The organism is Myroides sp. C6-3 (assembly GCF_050522425.1).
Lineage (GTDB): Bacteria > Bacteroidota > Bacteroidia > Flavobacteriales > Flavobacteriaceae > Flavobacterium.
The window spans coordinates 15,579-40,943 of the sequence record NZ_JBMVQP010000033.1; the positions used below are offsets into that span (position 1 = coordinate 15,579).

Annotated in this window: 21 protein-coding genes; 17 read left to right on the forward strand and 4 right to left on the reverse strand. The window is 38.6% G+C overall.

Going from position 1 to position 25,365, the window contains the following annotated elements; translation table 11 throughout:
* The first annotated feature begins 7 nt into the window (after positions 1-7).
* From ACPDG9_RS12980 to ACPDG9_RS13030, 11 genes are all read left to right on the forward strand, one after another.
* Positions 8-952: a hypothetical protein gene (locus tag ACPDG9_RS12980; protein WP_430528146.1), complete on the forward strand. Its 945-nt coding sequence runs from the start codon at positions 8-10 to the stop codon at positions 950-952.
* Positions 945-1,769, forward strand: coding sequence for a hypothetical protein (locus tag ACPDG9_RS12985; protein WP_430528147.1), 825 nt, complete (start codon positions 945-947; stop codon positions 1,767-1,769). The genes ACPDG9_RS12980 and ACPDG9_RS12985 overlap by 8 nt, the downstream gene beginning before the upstream one ends.
* Positions 1,766-2,977, forward strand: a complete 1,212-nt coding sequence (locus tag ACPDG9_RS12990; protein ID WP_430528148.1) for a DUF4350 domain-containing protein — start codon at positions 1,766-1,768, stop codon at positions 2,975-2,977. The genes ACPDG9_RS12985 and ACPDG9_RS12990 overlap by 4 nt, the downstream gene beginning before the upstream one ends.
* 6 nt (positions 2,978-2,983) lie before the next feature.
* Positions 2,984-4,090, forward strand: a complete 1,107-nt coding sequence (locus ACPDG9_RS12995) for an AAA family ATPase (RefSeq protein ID WP_430528149.1) — start codon at positions 2,984-2,986, stop codon at positions 4,088-4,090.
* Between the two features lie 11 nt (positions 4,091-4,101).
* Positions 4,102-5,421 (forward strand): DUF58 domain-containing protein, encoded by a 1,320-nt coding sequence (locus ACPDG9_RS13000; protein WP_430528165.1) that lies wholly within the window; start codon positions 4,102-4,104, stop codon positions 5,419-5,421.
* A 3-nt stretch (positions 5,422-5,424) separates the two neighbouring features.
* Complete coding sequence (locus tag ACPDG9_RS13005) at positions 5,425-6,222, forward strand: TrmH family RNA methyltransferase (RefSeq protein WP_430528150.1); 798 nt, start codon at positions 5,425-5,427, stop codon at positions 6,220-6,222.
* Between the two features lie 93 nt (positions 6,223-6,315).
* Positions 6,316-7,041: an SDR family oxidoreductase gene (locus tag ACPDG9_RS13010; RefSeq protein WP_430528151.1), complete on the forward strand. Its 726-nt coding sequence runs from the start codon at positions 6,316-6,318 to the stop codon at positions 7,039-7,041.
* A gap of 170 nt (positions 7,042-7,211) precedes the next feature.
* Positions 7,212-7,844, forward strand: a complete 633-nt coding sequence (locus ACPDG9_RS13015; protein ID WP_430528152.1) for a hypothetical protein — start codon at positions 7,212-7,214, stop codon at positions 7,842-7,844.
* A gap of 157 nt (positions 7,845-8,001) precedes the next feature.
* Positions 8,002-10,218 carry a RelA/SpoT family protein gene (locus ACPDG9_RS13020; protein WP_430528166.1) on the forward strand — a complete coding sequence of 739 codons (2,217 nt, stop codon included), beginning with the start codon at positions 8,002-8,004 and terminating at the stop codon, positions 10,216-10,218.
* Positions 10,219-10,320: 102 nt separating this feature from the next.
* Complete coding sequence (locus ACPDG9_RS13025) at positions 10,321-10,779, forward strand: Fur family transcriptional regulator (RefSeq protein WP_430528153.1); 459 nt, start codon at positions 10,321-10,323, stop codon at positions 10,777-10,779.
* Positions 10,780-10,814: 35 nt separating this feature from the next.
* Positions 10,815-12,086: an adenylosuccinate synthase gene (locus tag ACPDG9_RS13030; protein ID WP_430528154.1), complete on the forward strand. Its 1,272-nt coding sequence runs from the start codon at positions 10,815-10,817 to the stop codon at positions 12,084-12,086.
* Positions 12,087-12,162: 76 nt separating this feature from the next.
* Here the strand turns inward: ACPDG9_RS13030 and ACPDG9_RS13035 are convergent, their stop codons facing one another.
* A complete protein-coding gene (locus ACPDG9_RS13035; protein ID WP_430528155.1) occupies positions 12,163-13,482 on the reverse strand; it encodes a T6SS phospholipase effector Tle1-like catalytic domain-containing protein in 1,320 nt (439 codons plus the stop codon).
* Between the two features lie 708 nt (positions 13,483-14,190).
* Between ACPDG9_RS13035 and ACPDG9_RS13040 the strand changes: the two genes are divergently transcribed.
* The 5 genes from ACPDG9_RS13040 to ACPDG9_RS13060 all read left to right on the forward strand — a co-directional run bounded on the left by ACPDG9_RS13040 (position 14,191) and on the right by ACPDG9_RS13060 (position 21,308).
* Complete coding sequence (locus ACPDG9_RS13040) at positions 14,191-15,843, forward strand: OstA-like protein (RefSeq protein ID WP_430528156.1); 1,653 nt, start codon at positions 14,191-14,193, stop codon at positions 15,841-15,843.
* A 2-nt stretch (positions 15,844-15,845) separates the two neighbouring features.
* Positions 15,846-17,039: an aspartate aminotransferase family protein gene (locus tag ACPDG9_RS13045; RefSeq protein ID WP_430528157.1), complete on the forward strand. Its 1,194-nt coding sequence runs from the start codon at positions 15,846-15,848 to the stop codon at positions 17,037-17,039.
* Positions 17,040-17,068: 29 nt separating this feature from the next.
* On the forward strand, positions 17,069-18,466 hold the full coding sequence (locus ACPDG9_RS13050; RefSeq protein WP_430528158.1) for a tetratricopeptide repeat protein: 1,398 nt from the start codon (positions 17,069-17,071) through the stop codon (positions 18,464-18,466).
* 53 nt (positions 18,467-18,519) lie between these two features.
* Positions 18,520-19,275: a shikimate dehydrogenase family protein gene (locus tag ACPDG9_RS13055; RefSeq protein WP_430528159.1), complete on the forward strand. Its 756-nt coding sequence runs from the start codon at positions 18,520-18,522 to the stop codon at positions 19,273-19,275.
* A 137-nt stretch (positions 19,276-19,412) separates the two neighbouring features.
* Complete coding sequence (locus ACPDG9_RS13060; protein ID WP_430528160.1) at positions 19,413-21,308, forward strand: DUF349 domain-containing protein; 1,896 nt, start codon at positions 19,413-19,415, stop codon at positions 21,306-21,308.
* A 58-nt stretch (positions 21,309-21,366) separates the two neighbouring features.
* On the opposite strand, the gene ACPDG9_RS13065 is transcribed toward ACPDG9_RS13060, so the two are convergent.
* The 3 genes from ACPDG9_RS13065 to ACPDG9_RS13075 all read right to left on the reverse strand — a co-directional run bounded on the left by ACPDG9_RS13065 (position 21,367) and on the right by ACPDG9_RS13075 (position 24,264).
* Entirely contained in the window at positions 21,367-22,002 is a 636-nt protein-coding gene (locus tag ACPDG9_RS13065; RefSeq protein WP_430528161.1) for a LexA family transcriptional regulator, read from the reverse strand.
* A gap of 444 nt (positions 22,003-22,446) precedes the next feature.
* The gene (locus ACPDG9_RS13070; RefSeq protein ID WP_430528162.1) at positions 22,447-23,307 is read right to left on the reverse strand and encodes an NUDIX hydrolase; all 861 of its coding nucleotides are present in this window, start codon (positions 23,305-23,307) and stop codon (positions 22,447-22,449) included.
* A gap of 576 nt (positions 23,308-23,883) precedes the next feature.
* Complete coding sequence (locus tag ACPDG9_RS13075) at positions 23,884-24,264, reverse strand: winged helix-turn-helix transcriptional regulator (RefSeq protein WP_430528163.1); 381 nt, start codon at positions 24,262-24,264, stop codon at positions 23,884-23,886.
* Positions 24,265-24,477: 213 nt separating this feature from the next.
* Between ACPDG9_RS13075 and ACPDG9_RS13080 the strand changes: the two genes are divergently transcribed.
* Positions 24,478-25,047, forward strand: coding sequence for a porin family protein (locus ACPDG9_RS13080; RefSeq protein ID WP_430528164.1), 570 nt, complete (start codon positions 24,478-24,480; stop codon positions 25,045-25,047).
* Positions 25,048-25,365: the final 318 nt, after the last annotated feature.

Consider the following 25,365-nt stretch of genomic DNA (forward strand, 5'->3'; position numbering starts at 1 on the left):
AATTGCTATGTTTTCACTCTTTCAAAAACGCGATTTCAGTACGCAAATCAGCGATACTTTTAATTTTTTAAAATTAGAAGGTAAGAACTATTTCAAACACTTTTTAAAAATATGTGGGATTCCCTTATTCCTCATTTTAATCTTAATCTACGTTATCGCTGATCTAGGCGTTTCTTCTGCAGTTTCTGCAAATGCATATGGTGGCTCACCGGATCGCGTCATTGAACAACTTTTTACCGAACACTGGGGAACGGCTCTACTCATGCTTCTTGGACTTATGATCATTGGGCTCGTTATGGGAATTATTTGCTATTCTTATCCTATTTTCTACATGCAAAATCTCGCTTCTGCCAATCAAGAAGTGGATCAGTCGAAAATCGGAAAGCAAATTATGGGAAAATTAGGCCAAATCATCGTTTTCTTTTTGGGAACGACGTTTATCTTTTTTCCTTTAATCATGATCATGGCCTATGTTTCTATGCTCTTGGCCTTTTTACTGATCGGGATTCCCATTCTTATTTTAATGATTCCTACCGTATACAGTGTTTTAACTCTAGCCTTTTTTGAATACCTCACTCGAAATGTAGGATTCTTTACAGCCTATGGAAATGCCATTAGATACGTGCGTTATAACTATTGGTCTATTATCGGAAATACTTTTATTTTCTATCTTATTACAACCATGATTACTTTTATTCCTTCCTTCATCATTCAGATGCTTGTTTTAGGAGGGGGTATGCTTTTTGATCCACAAAACATAGACGATCCTGCTACGATTGCTCTTGTTACTTGGGGGATTGTTTTGCTTTATTTTGTGTATATTCTCTTGGGAACACTTTCACAAAACATCATGTTTATCAATCAAGGAATCATCTTTTATAGCGAAAGAGAAAAAGAAGAAAACTTCTTCACTAAACGTAAAATAGACAGTATTGGTTCAAATAATGAGTAGATCTCTTGCTTTACTTACCCTGTTGTTGTGTCTCTTTGTTTCTGCTGTTCAGGCACAGGAACAAGGAGAAATCGACGATTGTGTAGACTGTCCAACCGCAGAAGAAGCGGATACACCTGCTCCTGTTGTCTCTCTTGTGGCAGCTGATTCACTCTATCGCTTAAACGATAAAGAAGGAACGGTTTACAACAAAAAATTTCAAACAGATTTCAAGCAGCAATACAAGGGAAAAGAAGATTTTACCTACGAAAAAACAGATCCTAAAGTAAGTGCTTGGGAGCAAATTAAGCAATCGATCAGCGATTGGTTTACGCGTAATTTCACCCGTAAAGCAGGTGAAGAATTGAGCAATTACTACTATGTAGTGATCTTGCGCATACTGGGCTTTACCTTGCTTGGGGTTATTATCTTTTACCTTGTAAGGGCCTTTATTCAAAACGATATGTATTGGCTCGTAAAGAAAAAAGCCAAGAAAATTAATGCCTTTGAAGATCTCTCAACAGAAGATTTCCGCTCAACCAATTTTGAATCCCTTATTGCGGAGTCTACCGCAGCTCAAAACTATCGTTTGGCCATCCGCCTTTACTACCTGTGGTTGTTACAACGCCTACAAGAGGAAAACAAAATTACCTGGGCTCCCGAAAAAACCAATGCCGATTATAACTATGAACTTCAAGAAAGCTGGGAAAGAGAACAGTTTACCTATCTTTCTTACCTCTATAACAACATTTGGTATGGAGAACATGAAATCGCAGAAGCGGATTTTTTCAAAGCGAAGAAATCCTTTGATACAAAACTAAAATCCAATAAACCATGAACAGCTCCTTAAAAAAGTTTGGCCTTGCCTTATTGGTTTTAGTTACCTGTGTTTTTCTCTATGAAAGCGGCAAGAAAAAACCAATCAATTGGTATGAATCGTTTAGCAATCGCGATAAAAATCCCTATGGATTGTACATCTTTGATCAAGAGATTCAACAACTTCTCGCTCAAGACACCCTCCTGCGATTTAACGCTTCTATCTACGACTTTTTGTCTGATCACTTGTATGATACCCTACAGCCGACGAACCTAATCATTTTAGCTGATCGATCGGGTGACTTAGATGTCTATACCGCAGATTATCTCAAAGACTATATAGAAGAAGGCAACACAGCAATCATCTTACAAGGAAGTTTCAACAATATGTTCCTAGATGTATTCGGATTAGAAGAGGACTATATCTATTCCTCCCTTAGAGGAGATACTCCCGAAAATACCATACTCGAGTTAACCAATGAGCAGCTGACGAAGCAAAAATTCACTGTTCGCAATGCGGATTATTCCAATGAATTTATGATTGTCGATAGTTTAAAACACAACATTGACATTCTTGGGTATAAGACAATTCAAGACACGATCAAGCAAGTGAACCTCGTTCGCGTCCGCCAGGGAAAAGGGGAACTCATCTTGGGCTTAGACCCTATTATACTGACCAATTACTACTTGCTGAGTAGTAATAATCACTTGTATGCAGAAGGGCTGTTTTCTTATTTACCCCATCAGAAAACCTACCTATACGGACAAGAAGCCCATGAAAAGCAAAAAAGTAGCTCTCTTTTGCGCTTTATTTTTGCCAATACAGCACTCAAATGGGCTTGGTATTTCTTTTTATTAACGCTTCTTGTGTTTACTCTATTTACCGCTAAGCGAAGACAACGCATTATTCCCCTGATTAAACCTGTAAAAAACACAACGATACAGTTTACCAAAACTGTTTCAAACTTGTATATCCAATCCAAAGATTACAGTGATTTGATGCACAAGAGTATTATTTATACCTTAGAGAAAATAAGGCGAAATTACCTTATTGAAACCACTCATTTAGACGAGAATTTTGTTCATTATTACCAGCTCAAAAGCAATAAAAACAAACAAGATATCTTAGCGTATGTTCAATTTGTCAACACGTTTAGACAGCAACAACACCCCGCTACAGAAGCAGATCTTGTTCAACTGAATCGATTAACTGAAAAAATAGTAGACTAAAATACAATGGAAAACATTCACGATAATACCCCAGACCCAACGCTCAACCCTACATCGGAGCAAGTACAAGACCAAACAGCAGCTGCGCAAGAAGAGACTGTTGAACCGCAAACTGAACCGCAAACTGAGCCACATGTCGAGGCATTGGCTTTTGAATCGCGTTTAGACCTCGGTCCCTTAGCCGAGAAAATTGCAGCAATCAAGCACGAGATCAACAAAGTAATTGTAGGCCAACACAAAACCATTGACCGCTTACTCGTTGCGTTGTTAGCCAATGGACACATCTTGTTAGAAGGGGTACCTGGAGTAGCTAAAACACTAACGGCTAAAGTATTGGCACAAACAATTGACACGACGTATAGCCGAATTCAATTTACACCAGACTTAATGCCTTCGGATATTTTGGGAACCTCCGTTTTCAATATGCAAACGTCTACCTTTGATTTCAAGAAAGGACCTATTTTTGCCAACCTAGTGCTTATTGATGAAATAAACCGCGCCCCTGCAAAAACACAGGCTGCTCTGTTTGAAGTAATGGAGGAAAGACAAATTACCATTGACAACTTACAATTCAAAATGGACCTCCCTTTCTTAGTCATTGCTACCCAAAACCCAATTGAACAAGAAGGAACCTATCGTTTGCCAGAGGCACAATTGGACCGTTTCTTATTTAAGATTGAGGTCGAATACCCTAATTTAGAAGAGGAAATCAATATTTTAGCCAAAGAACACGCCCTTGTAGGACAGCCTAAAACAGCGCAAATTGAACGCGTGATTACCCCTAGCGAAATCGTTGCCTTTCAACAATTGGTCAAGCAAATCGTCGTAGAAGACAACGTAATGGAATACATCGCTAAGATTGTACACCACACGCGTACAAATCCCCTGTTGTACTTAGGAGCTTCTCCTCGTGCATCTCTTGCTATTTTGAATGCAGCAAAGGGATATGCTGCCATTAACAACCGCGATTTCGTTACACCAGAAGACATCAAAGAAGCCGCTTACCCTGTGTTAATTCACCGCGTGATTGTAGCGCCAGAACGCGAAATGGAAGGAGTTACAGCGCACGATATTATTCAACAAATTGTGGAAGCAATCGATATTCCGAGATAAAAGAGGACATGATGAAAAACCTTTTCTTACTCCAACGCGTGTACTATGGATGCAGTATCGTAATTGTGCTGTTCATCCTCTCTTTTTTATTTCCCCTCTTATACTCAATTACGTGGGGCGTCGTTGGCGTGGGATTTATTCTGATCTTAACGGATATAGCAGCCTTGTTTAGGGGAAAAGACAAGCTAATAGCCCAGCGCCATTTACCCGAAAAACTGTCGAATGGCGATGAGAATAGCATTAAAATAAAGCTGCAAAACAAGTATTCCTTTGGTATAAACTGTGAAATAATAGATGAGATTCCCTTTCAGTTTCAACAAAGAGACTTCTCTATTCAACAGCAAATAGCAACAGAAGAAGAAATAGACCTAGCGTATCATCTCATTCCTAAAACAAGGGGTGAATACCACTTTGGCAAATTAAATGTCTACGTGAGTTCGCCTTTGCGCTTAATTGCCAAACGCTATATCTTCTCTGAAGGTCAAATGCTCTCTTGTTATCCCTCGTTTATACAAATGAGAAAATACGACTTGATTGCCTTTGCTAAAAACAAATATGCCTTTGGCTTAAAAAAGATTCGAAAAATCGGCAATACAACCGAATTCGAACAAATTAAGGAATACGTTTCTGGTGATGATATTCGAACGATCAATTGGAAAGCCACTGCAAAGAAAAATGAACTGATGGTCAATCAGTTTCTCGACGAGAATACAGAAACCGTTTATTCAATTATCGATAAAGGGCGTTTAATGCAAATGCCTTTTGAAGGAATGAGTTTGCTAGACTACGCCATCAATTCAACCCTAGCGATATCGAACGTTGTATTGAAAAAGAACGATCGCGTGGGTATGATGACCTTTTCTAAAAAGGTTGAAAACACTATTGCGGCTTCAAACAAGAGACCCCATCTCCAACAAATCATCAGCAACTTGTACAACCTAAAGACAAACTTTAGCGAGAGCGACTTTGGGCATCTCTACAGTGCCGTTAAACGACATATTACACACCGAAGTTTGTTGTTGCTCTACACCAATTTCGAATCCATTTCGAGCTTAAACAGACAACTCCCCTACCTTCGAGCCATAGCTAAAAGTCATGTTTTAGTTGTTGTGTTTTTTGAAAATACCGAGTTGAAACAACTCACGCAAAAACCAGTAAAAAATACAGACGACATTATAGATAAAATTATTGCAGAAAAATTTAACTTTGAAAAGCGATTAATCGCCAGTGAATTGACTAAATACGGCATTCAAAGTATCTTGACCACGCCTCAAAACTTATCCATTGAAACGATTAATACGTACCTTAAAATCAAAGCAAAAGGTTTCTAAACTATGAGTACAAAAAAAATAGAAAGCGTTCAAAATCCCTTGATAAAATCCATTCTTCAACTACAGGAAAAAGCGAGAAATCGAAAGAAGGAAGGGCTTTTTATCATCGAAGGAGCGCGTGAGATTGAATTAGCCCATGCTGGAAACTATCAATTGGAGACGATCCTATTCTGTCCGGAAATCATTGATTTTAGCCGCTTGCGTTCTTTTTTAACAAGAGACACACAATGCATTGAAATCTCCAAGGAAGTGTATCAAAAGCTAGCCTATCGCGATTCAACAGAAGGGGTACTTGCCCTGGCTAAAGTAAAAACGCATACCTTAGCGCAACTCAACTTACCAGAGCATCCAATTATCCTCGTGGCTGAAGCTACAGAAAAACCTGGAAATATCGGTGCTATGCTACGCACAGCTGATGCGGCACATGTTGATGCCGTTATCATAGCCAATCCGCGAACCGATCTGTACAACCCCAACATCATACGATCTAGCGTTGGCTGCTTGTTTACCAACCAAATTGCAGTAGCCACAACAGAAGAAGCCATCGCCTTCCTCAAAGAACACCGAATCAACACCTATGCTGCTACCTTACAAAACTCTTGCAGCTATCACACCCAAGACTATACCACCGCTACTGCTTTTGTTGTTGGTACGGAATCAACGGGATTGACAGAACCGTGGCGAACAAGTAGTACGCAAAATATTATCATCCCGATGAGTGGGGTTATTGATTCAATGAATCTATCCGTAGCTGCTGCTATCTTGCTCTTTGAAGCGAAGAGACAACGCAATTTTAACTAAAGACACCGTTCTTTTATCTCTTATTTTCCCAGCAAAAAGTATTCTTTTAATCATGTGTTTTATTGCGTAACTTGCAAGTAAAAACACTTTAATATGAAAAAGAATTTAATTGTTATTACCGGTGCTAGCTCTGGTTTTGGCGTTGAATTAGCAAAAGCATTTGCACAAGATGGCTATCCTCTGCTATTGCTAGCCCGTAGAATTGAAAGAATGGAAGCCTTAAACCTTCCTAACACCCTTTGCAAAAAGGTGGATGTTACTGATAAACAAGCCTTTGAAAAAGCTGTACGAGAAGCAGAATCACTATATGGTAAAACGGACTTGCTGATCAATAACGCCGGTATTATGTTGCTAGGTGACTTGGCCATTCAAGATACAGCCGAATGGAAAAAAATGCTTGATGTCAATGTTCTCGGTGTCATGAACGGAATGCAAATTGTAATGAATGACATGAAGGCAAGACAACACGGAACCATCATCAACATTTCCTCTATGGCTGGTGTGATGCCTTTTGGCAATCACGCTGCTTATTGCGCCAGTAAATACGCTGTAAGAGGCGTTACACAAACCGCACGTTTGGAACTAAGCCCACACAACGTCCGCGTTATTGTAGTAGAACCAGGAGCAGTTGAAACAGAATTATTGAGCCATACCACTACACCCGAAATTATCGCCAATTACGAGAGCTGGAAACAATCCGTAGGAGCCGTTAATATTACTGCTGCTGATGTAGCAAAAACGATTAAGTTCACCTATGAGCTTCCTCAAGCAGTACTCATTAGAGAATTGTTAATTTCCGATACCAAGCAAGATGCCTAAACACACTTCTAGAATAAATTTAGACTGTTGCTAACAATAACGCAACAAGCTCAACGTTTTTAGTTAAGAGAATTAATATGTTAATCTCGCTTTGTAGAATACATTTTTTATTTATATTTGATTTTTATTAATTTTTCCTTAACATTTAAACTTAAATAGACTAAGCGATTATGAAAAGAAGCAACTCATTATTTCAACTATTCATCCTTACTATACTCCTTACTTTTACCAACGTTGCAATGGCGCAATATAACTACGATCAGCGTCTACACTACAATTACCCGTGGAAAGTAAATGTTCAAATGAGTATGATTAACACGAATTTTGATTGGAATGACGTCGCTAATTTTGACGAATTGAAAGCCGCTTCTCTTCCTAAAGTATCGTTGGAGTATTATGCAGGACACAATATTAGCTTTAAGTTAGGTGTTGTCTCTAGTGAAATAAAAGCGGATGATCTTGTCAACGGAAGAGTAGCGAAAGACAAATTTAGTGTATTTGCAGTAGATGCAACAATGGTTTACAGCTTAGGTGGCTTAATGAACATTCCTATTGTAGATCCATATGTAGAGGCAGGATTGGGGTATACACACTTCAACAAAGACGACAAAGCCATGTTGAACCTAGGTGGTGGATTGAATATTTGGTTATCTGATACAAAACTCTTTAGAAGAGGACAATATAACCACGATATGTTAATCAATCGTTTTGGACTAAACTTAGAGGTTTTAGGCAAAAAGAATCTAAGTGGAGGGCCAGGAAGTAACCTTCAAATTAACGGAGGGGTATTCTTTGTTTTTTAGGTTTAAAAAAGTCAAGTAAAACAAACACAGCGTATTAAAAACGCAATGAAACATAATGTAAAAAAGACAACAGTAGGGATGTATTTGGATACATCCCTACTTGCATATAATGCCATTTTTTCATAACTTTAATCGAACGTTATTGATGAATAGTAGTATGACAGAAGCAGAAATTGAATTAGAAAATAAGGCAATAGCAAAAGAGTATAAGGAGTTACTGAAGATCAGTTATCAAACTTTATCGGATGCTGATAAAAAATTAATACGCAAAGCGTTTGACGTTGCAGTAGAAGCCCATAAAGATCAACGCAGAAAATCGGGCGAAGCGTATATCTTCCACCCTATTGATGTAGCAAAAATTGTCGCTTCTGAAATTGGATTGGGGGCCACATCCATCGCGGCGGCCTTAATGCACGATGTCGTAGAGGACACCGCCATTACCGTAGAACAAATTGAAGAGTGGTTTAATCCCAAGATTGCAAAAATCGTTGAGGGTTTAACCAAAATGGCGATGTTAGAGCCTGACTCCCATATTTCAATGCAGGCGGAGAATTACCGCAAGATGTTGTTAACCCTAAACGACGATGTTCGCGTAATCTTAATCAAAATTGCCGATCGTTTGCACAATATGCAAACCATGGAGAGTATGGTGGATTACAAACAGGCCAAGATCGCCTCAGAAACGCTGTATATCTATGCACCTCTCGCCCATCGCTTGGGGTTGTTCAACATTAAAACCAAACTCGAAGACCTTGGATTGAAATACACAGAACCCGAAGTGTATCAAGACATCGTCAACAAAATGAAGGAAACGAAAGAGGAACAAGAAGCCTATATCAAATCTGTTTCTGATATTTTACGAGAATCTCTAGATGAAGAACACATCGAATACTCCATGAAAGGACGCCCTAAATCTATTTACAGCATTCGCCGTAAAATGAAAGCGCAAAACGTAACCTTTGATGAAGTGTACGACAAATTTGCCCTGCGCATTATTTATAAATCTACACCACACGAGGAGAAATTTATAGCCTGGAAGATTTACTCCATCGTTACGGATCACTTCCGCCCTAGCCCTAGCCGATTGAGGGATTGGATCTCCTCACCTAAATCAACAGGTTACGAAGCGTTGCACATAACGGTAATGGGACCTAAAGGACGCTGGGTAGAAATTCAGATTCGCAGTGAACGCATGGACGAAATTGCAGAACAAGGCTATGCCGCGCACTACAAATACAAACAGGGCGTAACAGAAGAAAATAGCTTAGACCTTTGGTTAAATCAACTCAAAGAAGCTTTAGAAAATGCAGAAACCAATGCCGTTGATTTTGTTGAGGACTTTAAGCTAAGTCTCTATGCCAAAGAAATTTATGTCTTTACACCTAAAGGAGAGATTAAATCGCTTCCAAAAGGTGCAACTGCCTTAGACTTTGCCTTTGCTATTCACTCGGAAATTGGATTAAAAACAAGAGGAACACGCGTAAACGGTCGACTAGTTCCGTTAAACCACATTTTATCCAGTGGAGATCAAGTGGAGATCATCACTTCCGAAAGCAAGAAACCCAATGTCAACTGGCTGGACTATGTTACCACGAGTAGAGCACGCAACAAGATTAAGAGTTCTTTAAACGAAAATACCAAGAAAATTGCCGATGAAGGAAAAGAACAATTGCAGCGCAAACTCAAACACTTAAAGATAAACCTAGACGAAAATACAGTGAACGAAATGGTCAACCATTTCAAACTCAAAACAAGTCAAGATTTATTTTACCGCGTGGGTGCGGGTATCATTGACAACAGTCAGCTCAAAGAATACGCATCGAAGCGAAACAATACGCTGTTTAACTTTTTCAAAAAGAGCATCAAGCGAACTCCTTCTACCCCCGTACATCAGGAATCGGAAGACAAAAGCGCTTTGGACTTGTTGGTGTTTGGAAAAGACAAAGAGAAGTTGGACTATAAACTAGCGTCTTGTTGTAATCCGATACCTGGAGACGATGTTTTTGGTTTTGTAACCATCAATGAAGGAATAAAAGTACACAAAACAGACTGCCCCAATGCCATTAGTATGCGTTCAAATTACGCCTACCGCATTATGCAGGCTAGCTGGATTGCGTCTTCTTCTTCGCTAAACTTTGAGGCCGCGATTAATATTACAGGGTTAGATTCGGCTGGTTTAACAACGGAAATCACCAAGATCATCATGGAAAGTAAAGCTGTAAATATTAGGAGTATTGCCTTGAGTGAAAACGCAGGACTCTTCAAAGGTTCCATCACGGTCATTGTACCCAATAACGACATTTTGAAAAAAATGATCACCAATATCAAGAAAATTGAAGGAGTGGATAAAGTAACGCGCGTAAATACAAATTAAACAGCATACTTTGACCTACTTTTAAAAATATAAAAACATAATCAATCAATTAATTTTCTCACAAGAGAAAATACAACTATATTTGCATTTTAGTATTTAGTTATGGGAAGCGAGAATAATCAAGAAATAGTAAAAAACGTATTCACTAAATTTTTAGAAGAAAGAGGGCATCGAAAAACGCCTGAGCGATACGCAATTTTACAAGAAATTTACGATAGTGAAGAGCACTTTGATATCGAGTCTTTGTATATCAAAATGAAAAATAAAAACTATCGAGTAAGTAGGGCTACGCTGTACAATACTATTGAAATTCTATTAGAGTGTGGCTTGGTTCGAAGACATCAATTTGGACAAAATCAGGCACATTACGAGAAGTCGTATTTTGACAAACAACACGATCATATCATCTTGACAGATACAGGTGAAGTGATTGAGTTCTGTGATCCTCGTATTCAAACAATTAAAAAAACAATAGAAGATATTTTTAATATTGAGATTCACAATCATTCTCTTTATTTCTACGGTGTTAGAAAATCGAATGATAAAGAATCTGAATCCTAAACACAACTAATTTAAAACTTTAACAACACAAAAGAATGGCGGTAGATTTACTACTTGGCTTGCAGTGGGGTGATGAAGGTAAAGGAAAAATCGTGGATGTCCTTACTTCAAAATACGACATTATTGCACGCTTTCAAGGTGGACCAAATGCTGGACACACCTTAGAATTTGACGGGATTAAACACGTGCTACGCACAATTCCTTCTGGTATTTTTCATCAAGAGGCAATCAACATCATCGGAAACGGTGTGGTAATTGACCCAGTTGTATTCATGAAAGAGATTGAAGGTTTAGCACAATTCAACATTGATTTTGTCAATCGTTTATTGATCTCGAGAAAAGCGCATTTAATTCTTCCTACACACCGTTTACTTGATGCTGCTTCTGAGGCGGCTAAAGGAAAAGCAAAAATCGGTTCTACTTTAAAGGGAATTGGTCCAACGTACATGGACAAAACCGGTAGAAACGGCCTTCGTGTTGGAGATATTGAGTTAGAGGATTTCGAACAAAGATACCGCGCATTAGCTGATAAACACGAATCAATGATTCAATTCCACGATGTGGATATGCAATATAACTTAGCTGAATTAGAAGAAGAATTCTTCCAAGCAGTAAAAGAATTAAGACAGTTAACGTTCATCGATAGTGAAGCGTATTTAAATCGCGCATTGAAAGAAGGAAAAACAATCTTAGCAGAAGGTGCTCAAGGGTCCTTATTGGATATTGATTTTGGTACCTACCCTTTCGTTACTTCTTCGAATACAACTGCTGCAGGTGCTTGTACGGGGTTGGGTATTGCGCCTAACCGTGTAAAAGAAGTATTTGGTATTTTCAAAGCCTACACTACACGTGTTGGAAGCGGGCCTTTCCCTACGGAATTACACGACGAAGTAGGAGCTACTATGGCTTCTGTAGGACGCGAATTTGGTTCTGTAACAGGTCGTGCAAGAAGATGTGGATGGCTGGACTTAGTGGCGTTAAAATACGCTGTTGAAGTGAACGGGGTTACTGAACTTTACATGATGAAAGCAGACGTTTTATCTGGTTTCGAAACTTTAAAAGTTTGTACAAAATACACGTATAAAGGAGAAGTCATCAACTACCTTCCTTACAATATCGAACCTGAAAACGTAGAACCTATATACGAAGAGATCAAAGGATGGAATGCTGACTTAACAGGTATGACGTCTTACGAACAACTGCCTATCGAATTAAAAGAGTATATTCAATTCATTGAAAACTACCTTGAAATACCGGTAAAAGTTGTTTCTGTTGGTCCTGATAGAACACAGACAATTGTAAAATAATACAAAATCCCACTTCCATAAGAAGTGGGATTTTTTTTTACATTCTTTTGTTAGCTATAAGCGTTACGGTTACTACTTACCCGTAAATCACGCCGCGATGCCACTGTGGATTATTCGGTTTATTGACATCAATGAGATCCTCAAAACCAAAAGCCTCATTGATCGCCGCTTCACTCAACCATCGGCTGTCTATGGAAGGATTTTGAGCTTTCACTTGTTTAATTTCAGCTTTCAGTAAAACAGGATCAAAACAATTGAGGGTCAATTCCTTGACATTGCTTGAATCGATAGCTCCATAGTTGGAAGAAATATGCGTAAACTTAGCCAAAGCAGCATAATCATAATTAGGTCCACGCTCCGGATCATTGGATTTGATGTATTGCGCTATATCCTTTTTCAATTGGGTCAAAGCACCATCTGTTATATTGCTTGTAAAATCGAAAATAGATCTATTGGTCGTTGTATTGGCATAATCTCCCATCACCTCAAAATAAACAGCGCTCATAGCAGGTGGAACATCTTCACGTGAAGAGCCTAAACGAGCTTTGCCAGAGGTAGAAGAATCTTCCTTAAAAACAACGTTATCCCCTAAGAGAGCAGTCCAAATTAAATAATGTGTACTACCCGAAAATTGATCCGATACGGTGTTTTTAATTGTAGCAACATCCGCTTGTAAGTCCGCTACTTCTTTTACAGCTTTACCGAGATAAATATTCTCGATACCACCACCATATCCTCCTCCTACATCGGAATGAGCTCCAGGCACAAAAATCTCCTTTACCTTATCGGAATACTCGTTTTTAATATCCACTAAGGCTTTAGCCCCGTTGTGGTATTGAACGCTAGTGAGCGGAAAATAACCTCTTGTTTCATTAATTGCCGTAAGGTGAAGCAAGCAATCTACGCGTTCTAATTCACTTGAGGTAAAATGAATATTTGGCGATCTAAGAAGCAAAGAGACCACCGTATCAAAAATACCTAAGAACTTAATTCTCACATTAGGATAAGCGAGGGCTTTTTTCGAAAAGTCACGGGCTAAAGTAGATCCCCTACTAAATCCAAAAACAAGAAGCTCAATCTCGTCCGCTTCGTGTAGTTTTTGATACGCCTTAATAAAGTTAGTACCCTTTTCGAGTTTATCCATATAAGAGTAGCCGCTATACCCTGGAGGATTTTCTCCTGTACCCTTCGCTATTGAAGAATCATCCATATTATCACGCGTCCCGACTCCTTCAATGTACACGCGATCATCGACGGTACAACACTCAAAAAGTCGCCCTATATTCGTTACACGACCAAATTTATTAGGATCATTGGCTGAATTAATTCTGTTATTTCCCGTTCCGTCAAAAAAGACAGCAGCGGTATAACTCGTTTTTGCTTGTTCTGTTTTCATAATAAGTATTGATTTAAAATTGGGATCCCTCCCCTGCTCTATGCACTTGGCATTTCACGCATACACCGCTCCTCTTCACCAAAGGAAGACAGAACCACTAGGCCAAGCATAGCAGCCCCTACCGCATTACACTTGAACGCGGGGAAGATCCGTAGTTTTCCTTGCACCAAAGCCAGAAAGCAAAGCCAGAAAGCAAAGTCAGAAAGCAAAGTCAGACTAGGTATAAGACCGTGATTGGAATACAGCTGCAGTCTGCTTCTATCTAGCTTATACCCTTGCTTCTACTTAGCATCTGTCGCTTCATGCACAGAAACATAACTGTAAAATAAATTGATTGATTCACTATCGCGTTCAACATACAAGAACGCAATACACAGGGAAAAACACTTCCCTTTTCTGTGTGCAAGCACACCTTTTTTCCTTTTCAATCCTCTAGAAATAAAAGACGGCTCCACTAGTAAAACACCGTACTTTACCTTCTATTGAAAGTAACCTGATCGATGGCTAGCCAAATTAGTATACTGCGCTAAATAGAGCAATTTTTATACCAAAAATTGTGCTATTTACTATTGTTTTTTACACGAATGTTACTTGGCTTTTAAAAGACCTACACAATTCCTATAAAGCAACGACCCACACACAAATAAATTATTCCCAACTCAAATCGAACTTCGTATATTTTGTTTAAATTTGAACAAAAATAAAGACTTGAGAACATTATATTTCTTTATCCTATTTACTTTAGTAAGCTTTTCTAGTTTCAGTCAAGATAAAAACAAGATTATTATTCATCACGCGGATTTATCAGATCGAAACCAAGCAGAGTTGCCCGACGCTACCCTATTAAGGGGTAATATTACAGCCGAACACAACGGAATAATACTCAACTGTAATACGGCCTACTATTTTGAAAAGGAAAACTATATCAAACTATTGGGCGATGTGCGAATGAATCAAGGGGATACGCTATTTCTAGACAGTAAATATGCGGAGTACAATGCCATCAATGGTTTTGCCTATGCGGAGGGGGATGTTATTGTTCGTTCACCGGATTCTACCTTAGAAACCGATACACTTCGCTTTAACCGCAACGAAAATCTAATTTACTACAATACACCTGGAACAATTGTCAACAAGGGAAACACCTTAAAAAGCAAGGCTGGGAAATACTTATTGACGGAGAAAAAGTTTCAATTTTTCACGGCGGTTACCATTACCACCACCCAAGGTACCATTGTAAAATCCAATCACTTAGATTTTTATGAAGTTCCCGAACACGCCTATGTCTTTGGTCCGTCGACCATAACCAATGAAGACGATTATATCTACACGGAAAACGGCTATTACGACGTCAAGCAAGACTTGGGTAAAATGGTCAAGAATTCTTATATATGGTACGATCAACGGAAAATCGAGGGCGATTCTATTTACTACAACAAAAGCATCGAATTTGCCTCAGCAACCAATCACGTTCGCATAACGGATACCATTAACAAGTCCAAAATAACAGGGCATTACGCAGAACTTTACAAGCTCCAAGACTCCACCTTTGTTACCAAAAAGGCATTGGTCAGCATGTTAACGGAAGAAGGCGACTCGGTCTATTTCAGTGCGAAGCGAATTGTATTGACGGGTCCCGAAAAAAAACGCATAATCCGCGGTTATCACGATGCTCGAATCTTTAGAGATAGCATGAGTGGAAAAGCAGATTCAATCCATTGGAGTGAAGAACTCGGATTAACACAGATGATTGGTCGTCCGGTTCTTTGGAATGGCGACAGCCAAGTAACCGGAGAAGTCATGCATATGTTGAGTAATCTAGAAACCAAACAAATGGATTCCCTTAAAGTGCTAAACAATGCCTTTATTGTAGAGAAAGACACCTTAGGCACGGGGTATAACCAAGTAAAAGGCGTGAATCTCTACGGAAAATTTGTCGACAACAAGCTCAACGAATTAGACTTAGTCAAAAATGCAGAGATGATCTACTACGCCTATAATGAAAAAAACGAATTCATCGGTATAGACAAAGGCATTTGCAGTCACATCAATGTTGGCTTTAGCGACAATGAAATCAGCAGTGTAACCCTATTTGTGGCACCAGAGAGTCAGCTCTACCCCGATCATATGCTGCCAGAGAATGCGCGATTCCTCAAGGATTTCGTTTGGCGAGGCGACGAGAAAATAAATTCACTCGCAGATATCTTCAGTGAGGAAGAAATTCAAGAGGAAGAAGACCAAAAAGAAGAGCGATTACAAAAACAAAAAGAGGCAGAAGAACCGATGGAAATTCAGAAAGAAACGCTTCAACCGGTTGCTGAACCTCAACAACCTTTGGTTGTGAAGAAAAACTCCAAATAGAAATGAAAGAAGATTTTTTTAAATATCAAGCACAGACATCACCCAATCCGTTAGCGATGGAGATTTCCCACGCAAAAGGGTCTTACATATACGACAAAAACGGAAAAGCATATTTAGATTTCGTTGCAGGTGTTTCTGCCTGTACCTTAGGACATCAACACCCTAAAGTAAACAACGCGATTAAGGAGCAATTAGACAAGTATTCGCATGTAATGGTTTACGGGGAATACATCCAAGATCCCGCTGTAGAATTCTGTAAAATACTAGCAGAGAACATTCCTGCACCACTGAATAGAACATACTTGGTTAATTCGGGTACGGAAGCAACAGAAGGCGCCTTAAAATTGGCAAAACGCGTAACAGGAAGGAGTCAATTGATTTCTTGTTTTAATGCATACCACGGCAATACGATGGGTTCTATGAGCGTTATGGGATTTGAAGAGCGAAAACGCGCTTTTCGCCCCCTACTTCCCGACGTTGATTTTATTCACTTCAACTGCGTAGAAGATCTAGAGAAAATAACGACCAAGACGGCGGGTATTATTTTAGAAACGATCCAAGGTGGCGCTGGATTTGTAGAGCCTTTTGACGGTTTCCTTACCAAAGTTAGAAAGCGCTGTGACGAAGTGGGTGCCTTGATGATTGTCGATGAGATACAACCGGGATTCGGACGTACAGGGAAGCTGTTTGGCTTTCAAAATTACGATGTTGTTCCCGATGTCATTGTCATGGGTAAAGGAATGGGTGGAGGAATGCCCGTTGGTGCATTTACCGCTAGCGATGAACACATGAACCTCCTCTACGACAACCCCAAATTTGGACACATCACAACCTTTGGGGGTCACCCGGTGATCGCCGCAGCAAGTTTGGCAACGCTAAAAGAATTAGTAGAAACGGATCTTATGGCGCAAACGCTAGAAAAAGAAAAGCTTTTTAGACGTTTACTTGTTCACCCTTTGATCACGGAGATTCGAGGAAGAGGACTTATGATTGCCCCTATGACACCAAGCAGTGAGATAACAAACCGCGCAATCGTCAAATGTCAAGAAAAAGGATTAATTTTGTTTTGGTTATTATTCGAAGGGAAAGCAATACGCATTACTCCCCCGTTGACCATTAGCGAAACTGAAATAAAAGAGGGGTGTGCTATTCTTTTAGAAGCTTTAGACGAAGTACAAAAAGAGTTAGGATTATAACTTTACAATTAACGCAGTAAACAACAGCAATGGATTTCAATAAAAACGAAGAAGAAGAAAACAACTTATCACTTGCTCGTTTTGAGTCGATGCTCAAGACGAATAAGATTTTGTTTTTTGATTCGGAAGAGTTTGAAAATATCATACTACATTACCTGGATTCAGGTAAAATCAATTTGGCCAAAAAGGCGCTTAAATTAGCGTTGGACCAACACCCTACTTCCATCGGATTAAAATTGGTTGAAGTAGAAATACTAATCTTTCAAAACAAACTAGAAGCAGCAGACCGCTTGCTTGATGAAATAGAACATGTAGAACCGCATAACGACGAAGTTTACATCCACAGAGCGAGTATTTACTCGAAAAAAGGGAATCACTTGGAAGCCATTAACGCCTTGGAAAAAGCGTTAAGCATCACCGAAGATCTCGCTGATATCTACTCTCTTTTGGGAATGGAATACCTTTTCATTGACGAAATTGAAAAGGCCAAACAGAACTTTATCTTGTGTCTAGAACACGACGACGAAGATCAGTCAACCTTGTATAACATCGTCTATTGTTTCGACTTTTTAAATGAAACCGAGGAAGCGATCGACTACCTCAACTCTTTCATTGACAAAAATCCGTACAGCGAAATCGCTTGGCACCAACTAGGACGACAATACTACGCTTTAAAGAACTACGAAAAAGCCGTGTGGGCCTTTAACTATGCCACACTTATTGACGAACAATTTTTAGGTGCTTATTTAGAAAAGGGGAAATCGCTTGAAAAACTAGAGCAATATCAAGAAGCTATTGATAATTATATGATTACTTTAGAACTTGATGCGCCTTCTTCTTACGTGTTACTGCGTATCGGTATCTGTTATGAAGCGCTTGCTAATTTTCAGCTGGCGATTCAATACTACAAGAAAACCGTTCATGAAGATCCTATGCTCGATAAAGGATGGATTGCTTTAACGGATATTTACATCAAAGAAAGTCAATTTGACAAAGCCCTAGTTACGCTGCAAAAGGCCATTCAAATTGATGAGCTTAACGAGCGCTATTGGGTGAGATATGCCGTTTTAAATCGCAATTTACTTCAATTTAAAGAAGCAGAATTGGGCTATAGAAAGGCAACTGAATTAGGAGAGTATATCTTAGATTACTGGATAGATTGGGCGGATATCTTATATTTGTTAGAAGAGTATGAAAGTGCCATTGACAAATTATATCAAGTAGAAAGCACACATCCCAATACAGCAGAGCTATACTATCGCCTAGCTGTTTATCACCTAGCGAATAACAATACCGAAGAGGCGCTAAACTGGTTGGAAAAAGGATTGACCACCGCTTATGAAAAAGTAACACTGATTGAAACCCTATTTCATGAACAATGGGAAAATCCCATCCTACAAAACGCCATAAAAAAACACAGCAAATAAAAAAATAGCTATTCACTCGTCTGAATAGCTGTTTCATTTTAATACCATGAGCTATGATCAAGAAACAATATGGATTAATTGGAAAAGACATTACGTATTCGTTCTCACAAAACTATTTTACCCAGAAATTTAAACAATTGGGACTGACCGATTCGGCATACAACAACTTCGACATGGCTAAAATCAGCGAATTTGGAGACCTTTTAGAGCGTTGTGAGCATCTAAGAGGATTAAACGTCACGATTCCCTATAAACAAGCGGTAATCCCCTATTTGGATAGCTTATCCAAAAAAGCCATACAGATTGGTGCTGTCAACACCATACGCATTACGAAAAAGAACAAGCTCAAAGGGTATAATACGGATTGGTATGGATTTTATCATTCCCTAAAACCCCTGTTGAAGAAACAGCATACCCAAGCCCTTATTTTGGGAACTGGCGGGGCGAGTAAAGCCATCGAGTATGCGTTAAAAAAATTGGGCATTACCTATAAGTTTGTCAGTCGCACCAAGCAAGACAGCGAATTTACCTATGAAGAACTCAATGAAGACATTCTCACGCGCTTTACCCTCATTATTAACACGACACCCTTAGGGACGTTTCCCCATACGGCAGAAAAACCCAACATCCCTTACCAATACCTTACTGCCCAACATTTGGTATACGACCTGATCTACAATCCGGAGCTAACCACTTTTCTTCGCTTAGCACAAGAACAACAAGCCACCGTAAAAAACGGACATGAAATGTTGGTCTTACAAGCTGAAAAAGCGTATAAAATATGGTCTAAACGGTTTCAACAAGATTAAATCACTAAAATCTAGATTTTTTATTGCGTATTAATCTACTTAATTCCTCATACTTTAGATATTTTTTACTAAATTTGAGAATATTAGAAATATCCTAATCAAGGATTATTGTTGTTAATTATAAGATTTTTATACCTATGTTAGAACAAAAGAATGAAAACCTGCACGAGCTAGCAGATGGACAAAATCCGGAATCAAATACCCCAACTTCTGCACACCTTGCTGAAAGAGAGAAAGCTCTAGATTCTATTACTGCATCGAATGCTGAAGAAGGCGAAGACAATGATGTACATGAACAAAATGACATCGCGATCCTTGACTACGAAAAGTTGGATATGGAGCAGCTGACTTCTGAGTTACAAAAGCTAATTCAAAGCTATAAAATCACGAATATTAAGGATTTAGTAGAAGACATTAAAAAAGAATTCTACCGACAATACAACGACTTTATAGAAGAGAAAAAGGAGGCTTTCTTAGAGGAGAATCCCGATGCTCAGTCAAGTGATTTCGACTATAACCTGCCCGTAAAATCTACCTTTGATTCGCTTTACCATGACTTCAAGACGAAGAAGAATTCGTATTACAAAGAATTACAGCATAATTTAACCGCTAATCTAAACAAGCGATTAGCGATTATCGACCGTATTAAAGATCTTGTTGACACAAGTGAAAACAAAGCAGATGCACTTAAATTACTTGGTGATTTAAGGGATGAATGGAAAAATGCAGGGGCTATTCCAAAAGACAAATACAATCACGTTTGGAATAACTATCATTTCCACATCGAGCGTTTTTACGATCAACTGCATTTAGATAGAGAGTCGAGAGATTTAGACTTTAAGTATAACCTCGATCAAAAACAAAAAATAATCCTTCGCGCAGAAGAGCTACTTCAAGAGGATGATGTAATCAAAGCGTTTAGAGAGCTACAGACCTTACACCGTATCTGGAGAGAGGAAATCGGACCAGTAGATCGCGAAATAAGAGAGGAGATTTGGGAAAAGTTTAGTGATTTAACCAAACAACTTCACGACAAACGCGAACTGCTCTTTGCAAATCTAAGAGAAGGTGAAAAAGAAAACTTAGGTTTAAAAGTTCACGTTATCAGTCAGATTGATTTGCTATCCAGACAGGAGATCAGCTCGCATACACAATGGCAGAAGGAGATTAAAAAAGTGGAAGAACTCCGCAATCACTTCTTCTCTATTGGGAAAGTACCTCAAGAAAACAACGAGGAAGTTTGGAACTTATTCAAATTAGCAACGAGAAATTTCAATGCCAATAAGAATAGATTCTACAAAGACCTGAAAAAAGTTCAACAAAAGAACTACAACGATAAACTAGCGTTAATTGAGAAAGCCTTAGCGTACAAAGACAGTGAAGATTACGATAAAGTAACGCCAATCATGAAGCAAATTCAAGAAGATTGGAAGAAAATCGGCCATGTACCTCGAAAGTATTCAGACCAGTTGTGGAAGGACTTTAAAGATGCGTGCAACCACTATTTTGATCGCCTACACGCCGTTAGAAACAGTGAAAACCAAGAAGGAAATGAAAACTACAACAAGAAAAAAGAGTTCTTAGAAGAGTTAAAATCCTTTACTTTAGTTGGTGACCACAAAACGGACTTAGAAGCTATCAAAGAAAAGATTAATACGTGGAAAAGCATTGGTCATGTTCCGCACAACAAGCGTTTTATAGAAGGTAAATTCAATAAGATCCTCGATGTATTATTCGATAAATTAAGTTTGACTAAAAGAGATGCTGAAGCGATGAAGTTCTCGAATCGTTTAGACGATTTATTAGAATCAAATGACAAGCGCAGACTACAACAAGAAGCTATCTTTATTCAACGCAAAATTGAAGAAATCACAAGTGGAATCCTACAGTTAGAAAATAACTTAGCTTATGTCTCTAACGCAACAAAAGACAATCCACTCGTAAAAGAAGTAAACAAAAACATTGAAAAACACAGAGATGAATTGAAAATCTGGCAAGATAAATTACAACAGATTAAAAATCTCGATGCATAAATAAGAAAAGCTGGTTTTATACCAGCTTTTTTTTTATTCGTTGTTGACAGCTAACCGTTTACTCCAAAAGTCCTTTGACATTGGGCAAGAAAATGCTGCGAATGATAAAGATTTCTTGAATATCGTTAAGTTGAAGAGTCAGATTATCAAAGGCTGGGTTATCACTTACAAATAAGAGTCTATTGTCTGTTGTCCAGCGTTTAAAGCGATAGCACAAAATCCCTCTGTTTTCAACAACAAGAACATAAAGATGCCAAGGTTTGATTTCGTTTACCTCAATTTTCATTGACAGCACATAAGCACTTACCTTTATAGTAGGATACATATTTTCCATAGGAATTTGGAATCCTACCGTTACCTCTTCCTCCGTTGGAAAAACACAAGAAGGAGAAGAAGCCAAACACTTTTCAGGATGGATACAATACTCAATAAGGCGATTGGCAGCAACCATTTTCACCACGCGATTATTCATATCGACATTATACACCAAATTGGGTCGAACTAAAAACACCTCATTCAAGTCTATGTGATTTTCCCTACAAACCTCGATAATCTTATCAAAACGCACTGTTTCTCTAATCTTCCAAGACGATAGCGTGTTGGGTTTTATCCCTAACAAATTTGCCAATTCTAAGTCGGTCTTAAAACCAAGGAGTTCTTTTAACTTGCGGATCACTTCATTTGCGTCTAACATAACGTACGTATTAATTTTGTTTGAGGATCTAACTTCCACTGTGGCTGTTGAAGCAGTTCAACCTAAACCAAACAACACCCTAAAAACTATCGTTCCACCAATAAGAAACCCCCTATTGTTATCACAATCGATCTTTACTCCCGCTACCACAAGATAGCAACAACCAAGACAGCCGATTAAATGTACAAAAAAATCGCAAATAATAACTTATTTAACAACAATATTCACATAATGTGTATTTAACCTGTTTTCCTTAGTAAAATAGCGTTTACCACCCAGGATAAAACCGAACAAGAAAAGCCCAAATAAGAGAAAAACCCTTCCGTGCATACGCGCAAAAGAGCCCAACACATCCAGTTAAAAGCAAAAAGAGCCCAAAGAAAAGTAAAAGGCGCATACAATCGCATCCCTTGGCACTATTTTATACCCCAAAAGAAGGTGGAATTATTTCTTCCAGGTCGACAAAAAATCAAACACCTTCAATACCCCCGGAACGGGAATTTGCCCTTGGGTATACTCAGCCAAGGAAAAATACTGTACCCCCCCTATTTCATTTGCGATAGCTATTTTGTCTTGCATCAACTCATAGACATAACAATCTTGTTGCATCATCCTATTTTTCTTTTCCCCATAAGCGGGTGCGACAATACGCGTTAAAAAAGACAGTCGATCTGGTTGTAAAACGAGAGATAATTCTTCTTCAATTTCTCGAATTAGCGCTTCTTGGCTATTTTCCCCTTGATCTATTTTTCCACCCGGTAAGTACCAAGCTTTTTTATTCTTGCTGTACGCTAAGAGCAGTCGATCCCCTTTGAGGCATACTAACCCAGCCGTTGGCAAATCAATCCACGGTTCATCAACCACTGGGAGGTAATAAGCGAGCCTCTCCTGCCCGTTCGCTGTAGCAGGCACCACTTGTGATAATTGTCCGCCTAGTTGCTCAAAAAACAGCTTAAACGCCGTTGTCGTCCACGTCAACAAGTAGCTGTAGTCATGAGCCAGTCCAACCGCTTTACTCTTAGCAATCACCCCTTGAACGATCCCATGATTCGCATAAGCAGGCAACAAACAAAGTTCTTCCAACTCCCCAAAGCCCCCTTTCGGACAAAGTATAAAATACCCCACCACTACGTCGTTTACTTGCGTGAAATAGCCAATCCTCTGCCCCCAATCTGTTCGGTCTGCCACACTTTCGTCTGAAGCAACACAATACAATATTCCCTGCTTTTTTAGTTCCAGTAGCTGCAAGTGATCCGCTTGTTTAAGAGGAAGTAAGTCGATTGTTGTTTGATGTACCTTATCCATGAGTTTTGTATTCTTTTTTTGTAGAGGAGCAAGATAAAAAGAAAAAGCAGGACACCATTTAGTGTCCTGCTTTTTCTTTTTCACAAATTTTTGTCGTGTATTAAAAACGAGCCGTTTTTATCACCTAACTTTAACTAAAATTCAAAAGGGCTATTTTGAAACAACAAATAAAAAAATAGCGTCTTTTCTCCTTTTAATTCAACTATGAAGTTTCTTTCTATTGCTTCATCAATCGCTGTTTTCGCCTTACTTAAAACAGGGATTTTTACACGCAAAAGCACCTTCACTCAATTATTTAATTCCCCAACAAAGGAAATAACAATCTAGCTAATAAACAAGAAAAAAAACAAGTGATTTATCTTTTTAATTTTATTTTAATAGTCAAAAAAAACCAACTAAAATAAATGAAAAACAGCCGCTTAAAAATTACACATAATACAAAAAAAACAAGAGAAAACTATTTTTTCCTCATTTGATTATTTTGGAGATTCACTAAAAAAAAGTGAATTTTTGACTGTATTTTCTTTCTTTCCTTCACTATTTCAAGCAGTTAGTAGCTGAGCTACTGAATTTTTCTTACCGATCTGCGTGATTCTCACGGGGTTGACCTTCCGCATTGAATTTTGCTTGCTGTTGCTCTTCTAAAAGAAGAGATCCCCAAGCGTTGAGTTCTTTTAACACCGCTACGAGTTTTACACCCAAGGGCGTAAGGCTGTATTCAACACGTGGTGGCACCTCATCAAAACGCTGTTTGGTCAAAACCCCAGCATCTTCCAACTCTTTGAGCTGTTGATTGAGTACACGTCGATCTACAGTTGCAATTCCACGTAAAAACTCACTAGGTCTGCGTTCCCCCTCATTAATTCTCCAAATAATGGGGATTTTCCATTTTCCACTAATCGCCTTAACCGCGTATTCTAAGGGACATACTTTATCTGTAATGATTTGTTTTTGCATCCTTCCTTAAACTTAATCCAACAAAGGTCGAATTAAAAGTTAGCATGACCTAATGGATATACAATATAGTTGGCTTGTATTTAACCTTAACAACCCTACATTCTCTTTATCAAATACTTAAAAAATACTTAAAAAATACTTCTATTATATTCTCTTTTATCAAAAAAAAGAGCTACTTTTAATATTAATTAAACATCAAATACATAAATGTTCATGAAAAAAATTACAATGAGTTTAGTAGCTGTATTCGCATTCAGCGCTGCTGCATTAGCACAAACACCAGACATTAAATTAGGAGCAAAAGCAGGTTTAAACATTTCAAATGTTTCAAACCTTGACAATACTTCTAGTAAAACTGGTTTCCACGTAGGGGCATTAGCCGAAATCTTCATCAACGAAAAATTCTCTGTTCAACCTGAGATTCTATACTCTTCTCAAGGAGTAAAAGGAGATGAGAGTTTTAAGCTAAAATTGGATTATTTAAACATTCCTATCATGGCCAAATACTATGTAATGGATGGATTAAGCGTTCAAGCAGGTCCACAAATTGGTTTTAACGTAAAAGCTGATTCAGAGTTCAAAGCAATGGGAGTAAAAGTAAAAAATGATGTCAAAGACGATGTTAATTCTGTTGATTTTGGTTTAAACTTCGGTGCGGGTTACGAATTACCAATGGGAGTATTTGCAGATGTCCGTTACAACCTAGGTTTAAGCAAGGTCTTCAAAGAAGGCGAATCTAGTAAAAATGGTGTCTTCCAAATTTCAGTAGGTTATAAGTTTTAAAAAAAAGGAGAATGCAGCAGCATTCTCCTTTTTTTGTTAACCGTTAACTGTTCAGTACCCACACTCACCGATGTCGCGGATTTAACTTCGTTCAATTCGGCTAAAGCCTCGAGTGCAATCCGTGACTTTTTTTATACAAACGAGCTACAAGTCCGCACGATTAGGTCTAACTTCTTTCAATTTAACTAAAACTTTGAGTCAAAACAATTTAGCGCACGGATTGCAAATCCGCGCGATCGGGTTGTTGTTCGTTGTTTTAAAGAAAACACATTCTATTTCAGCAAAATCTACTGTTCACCGATAACCGTTCACTGTTAA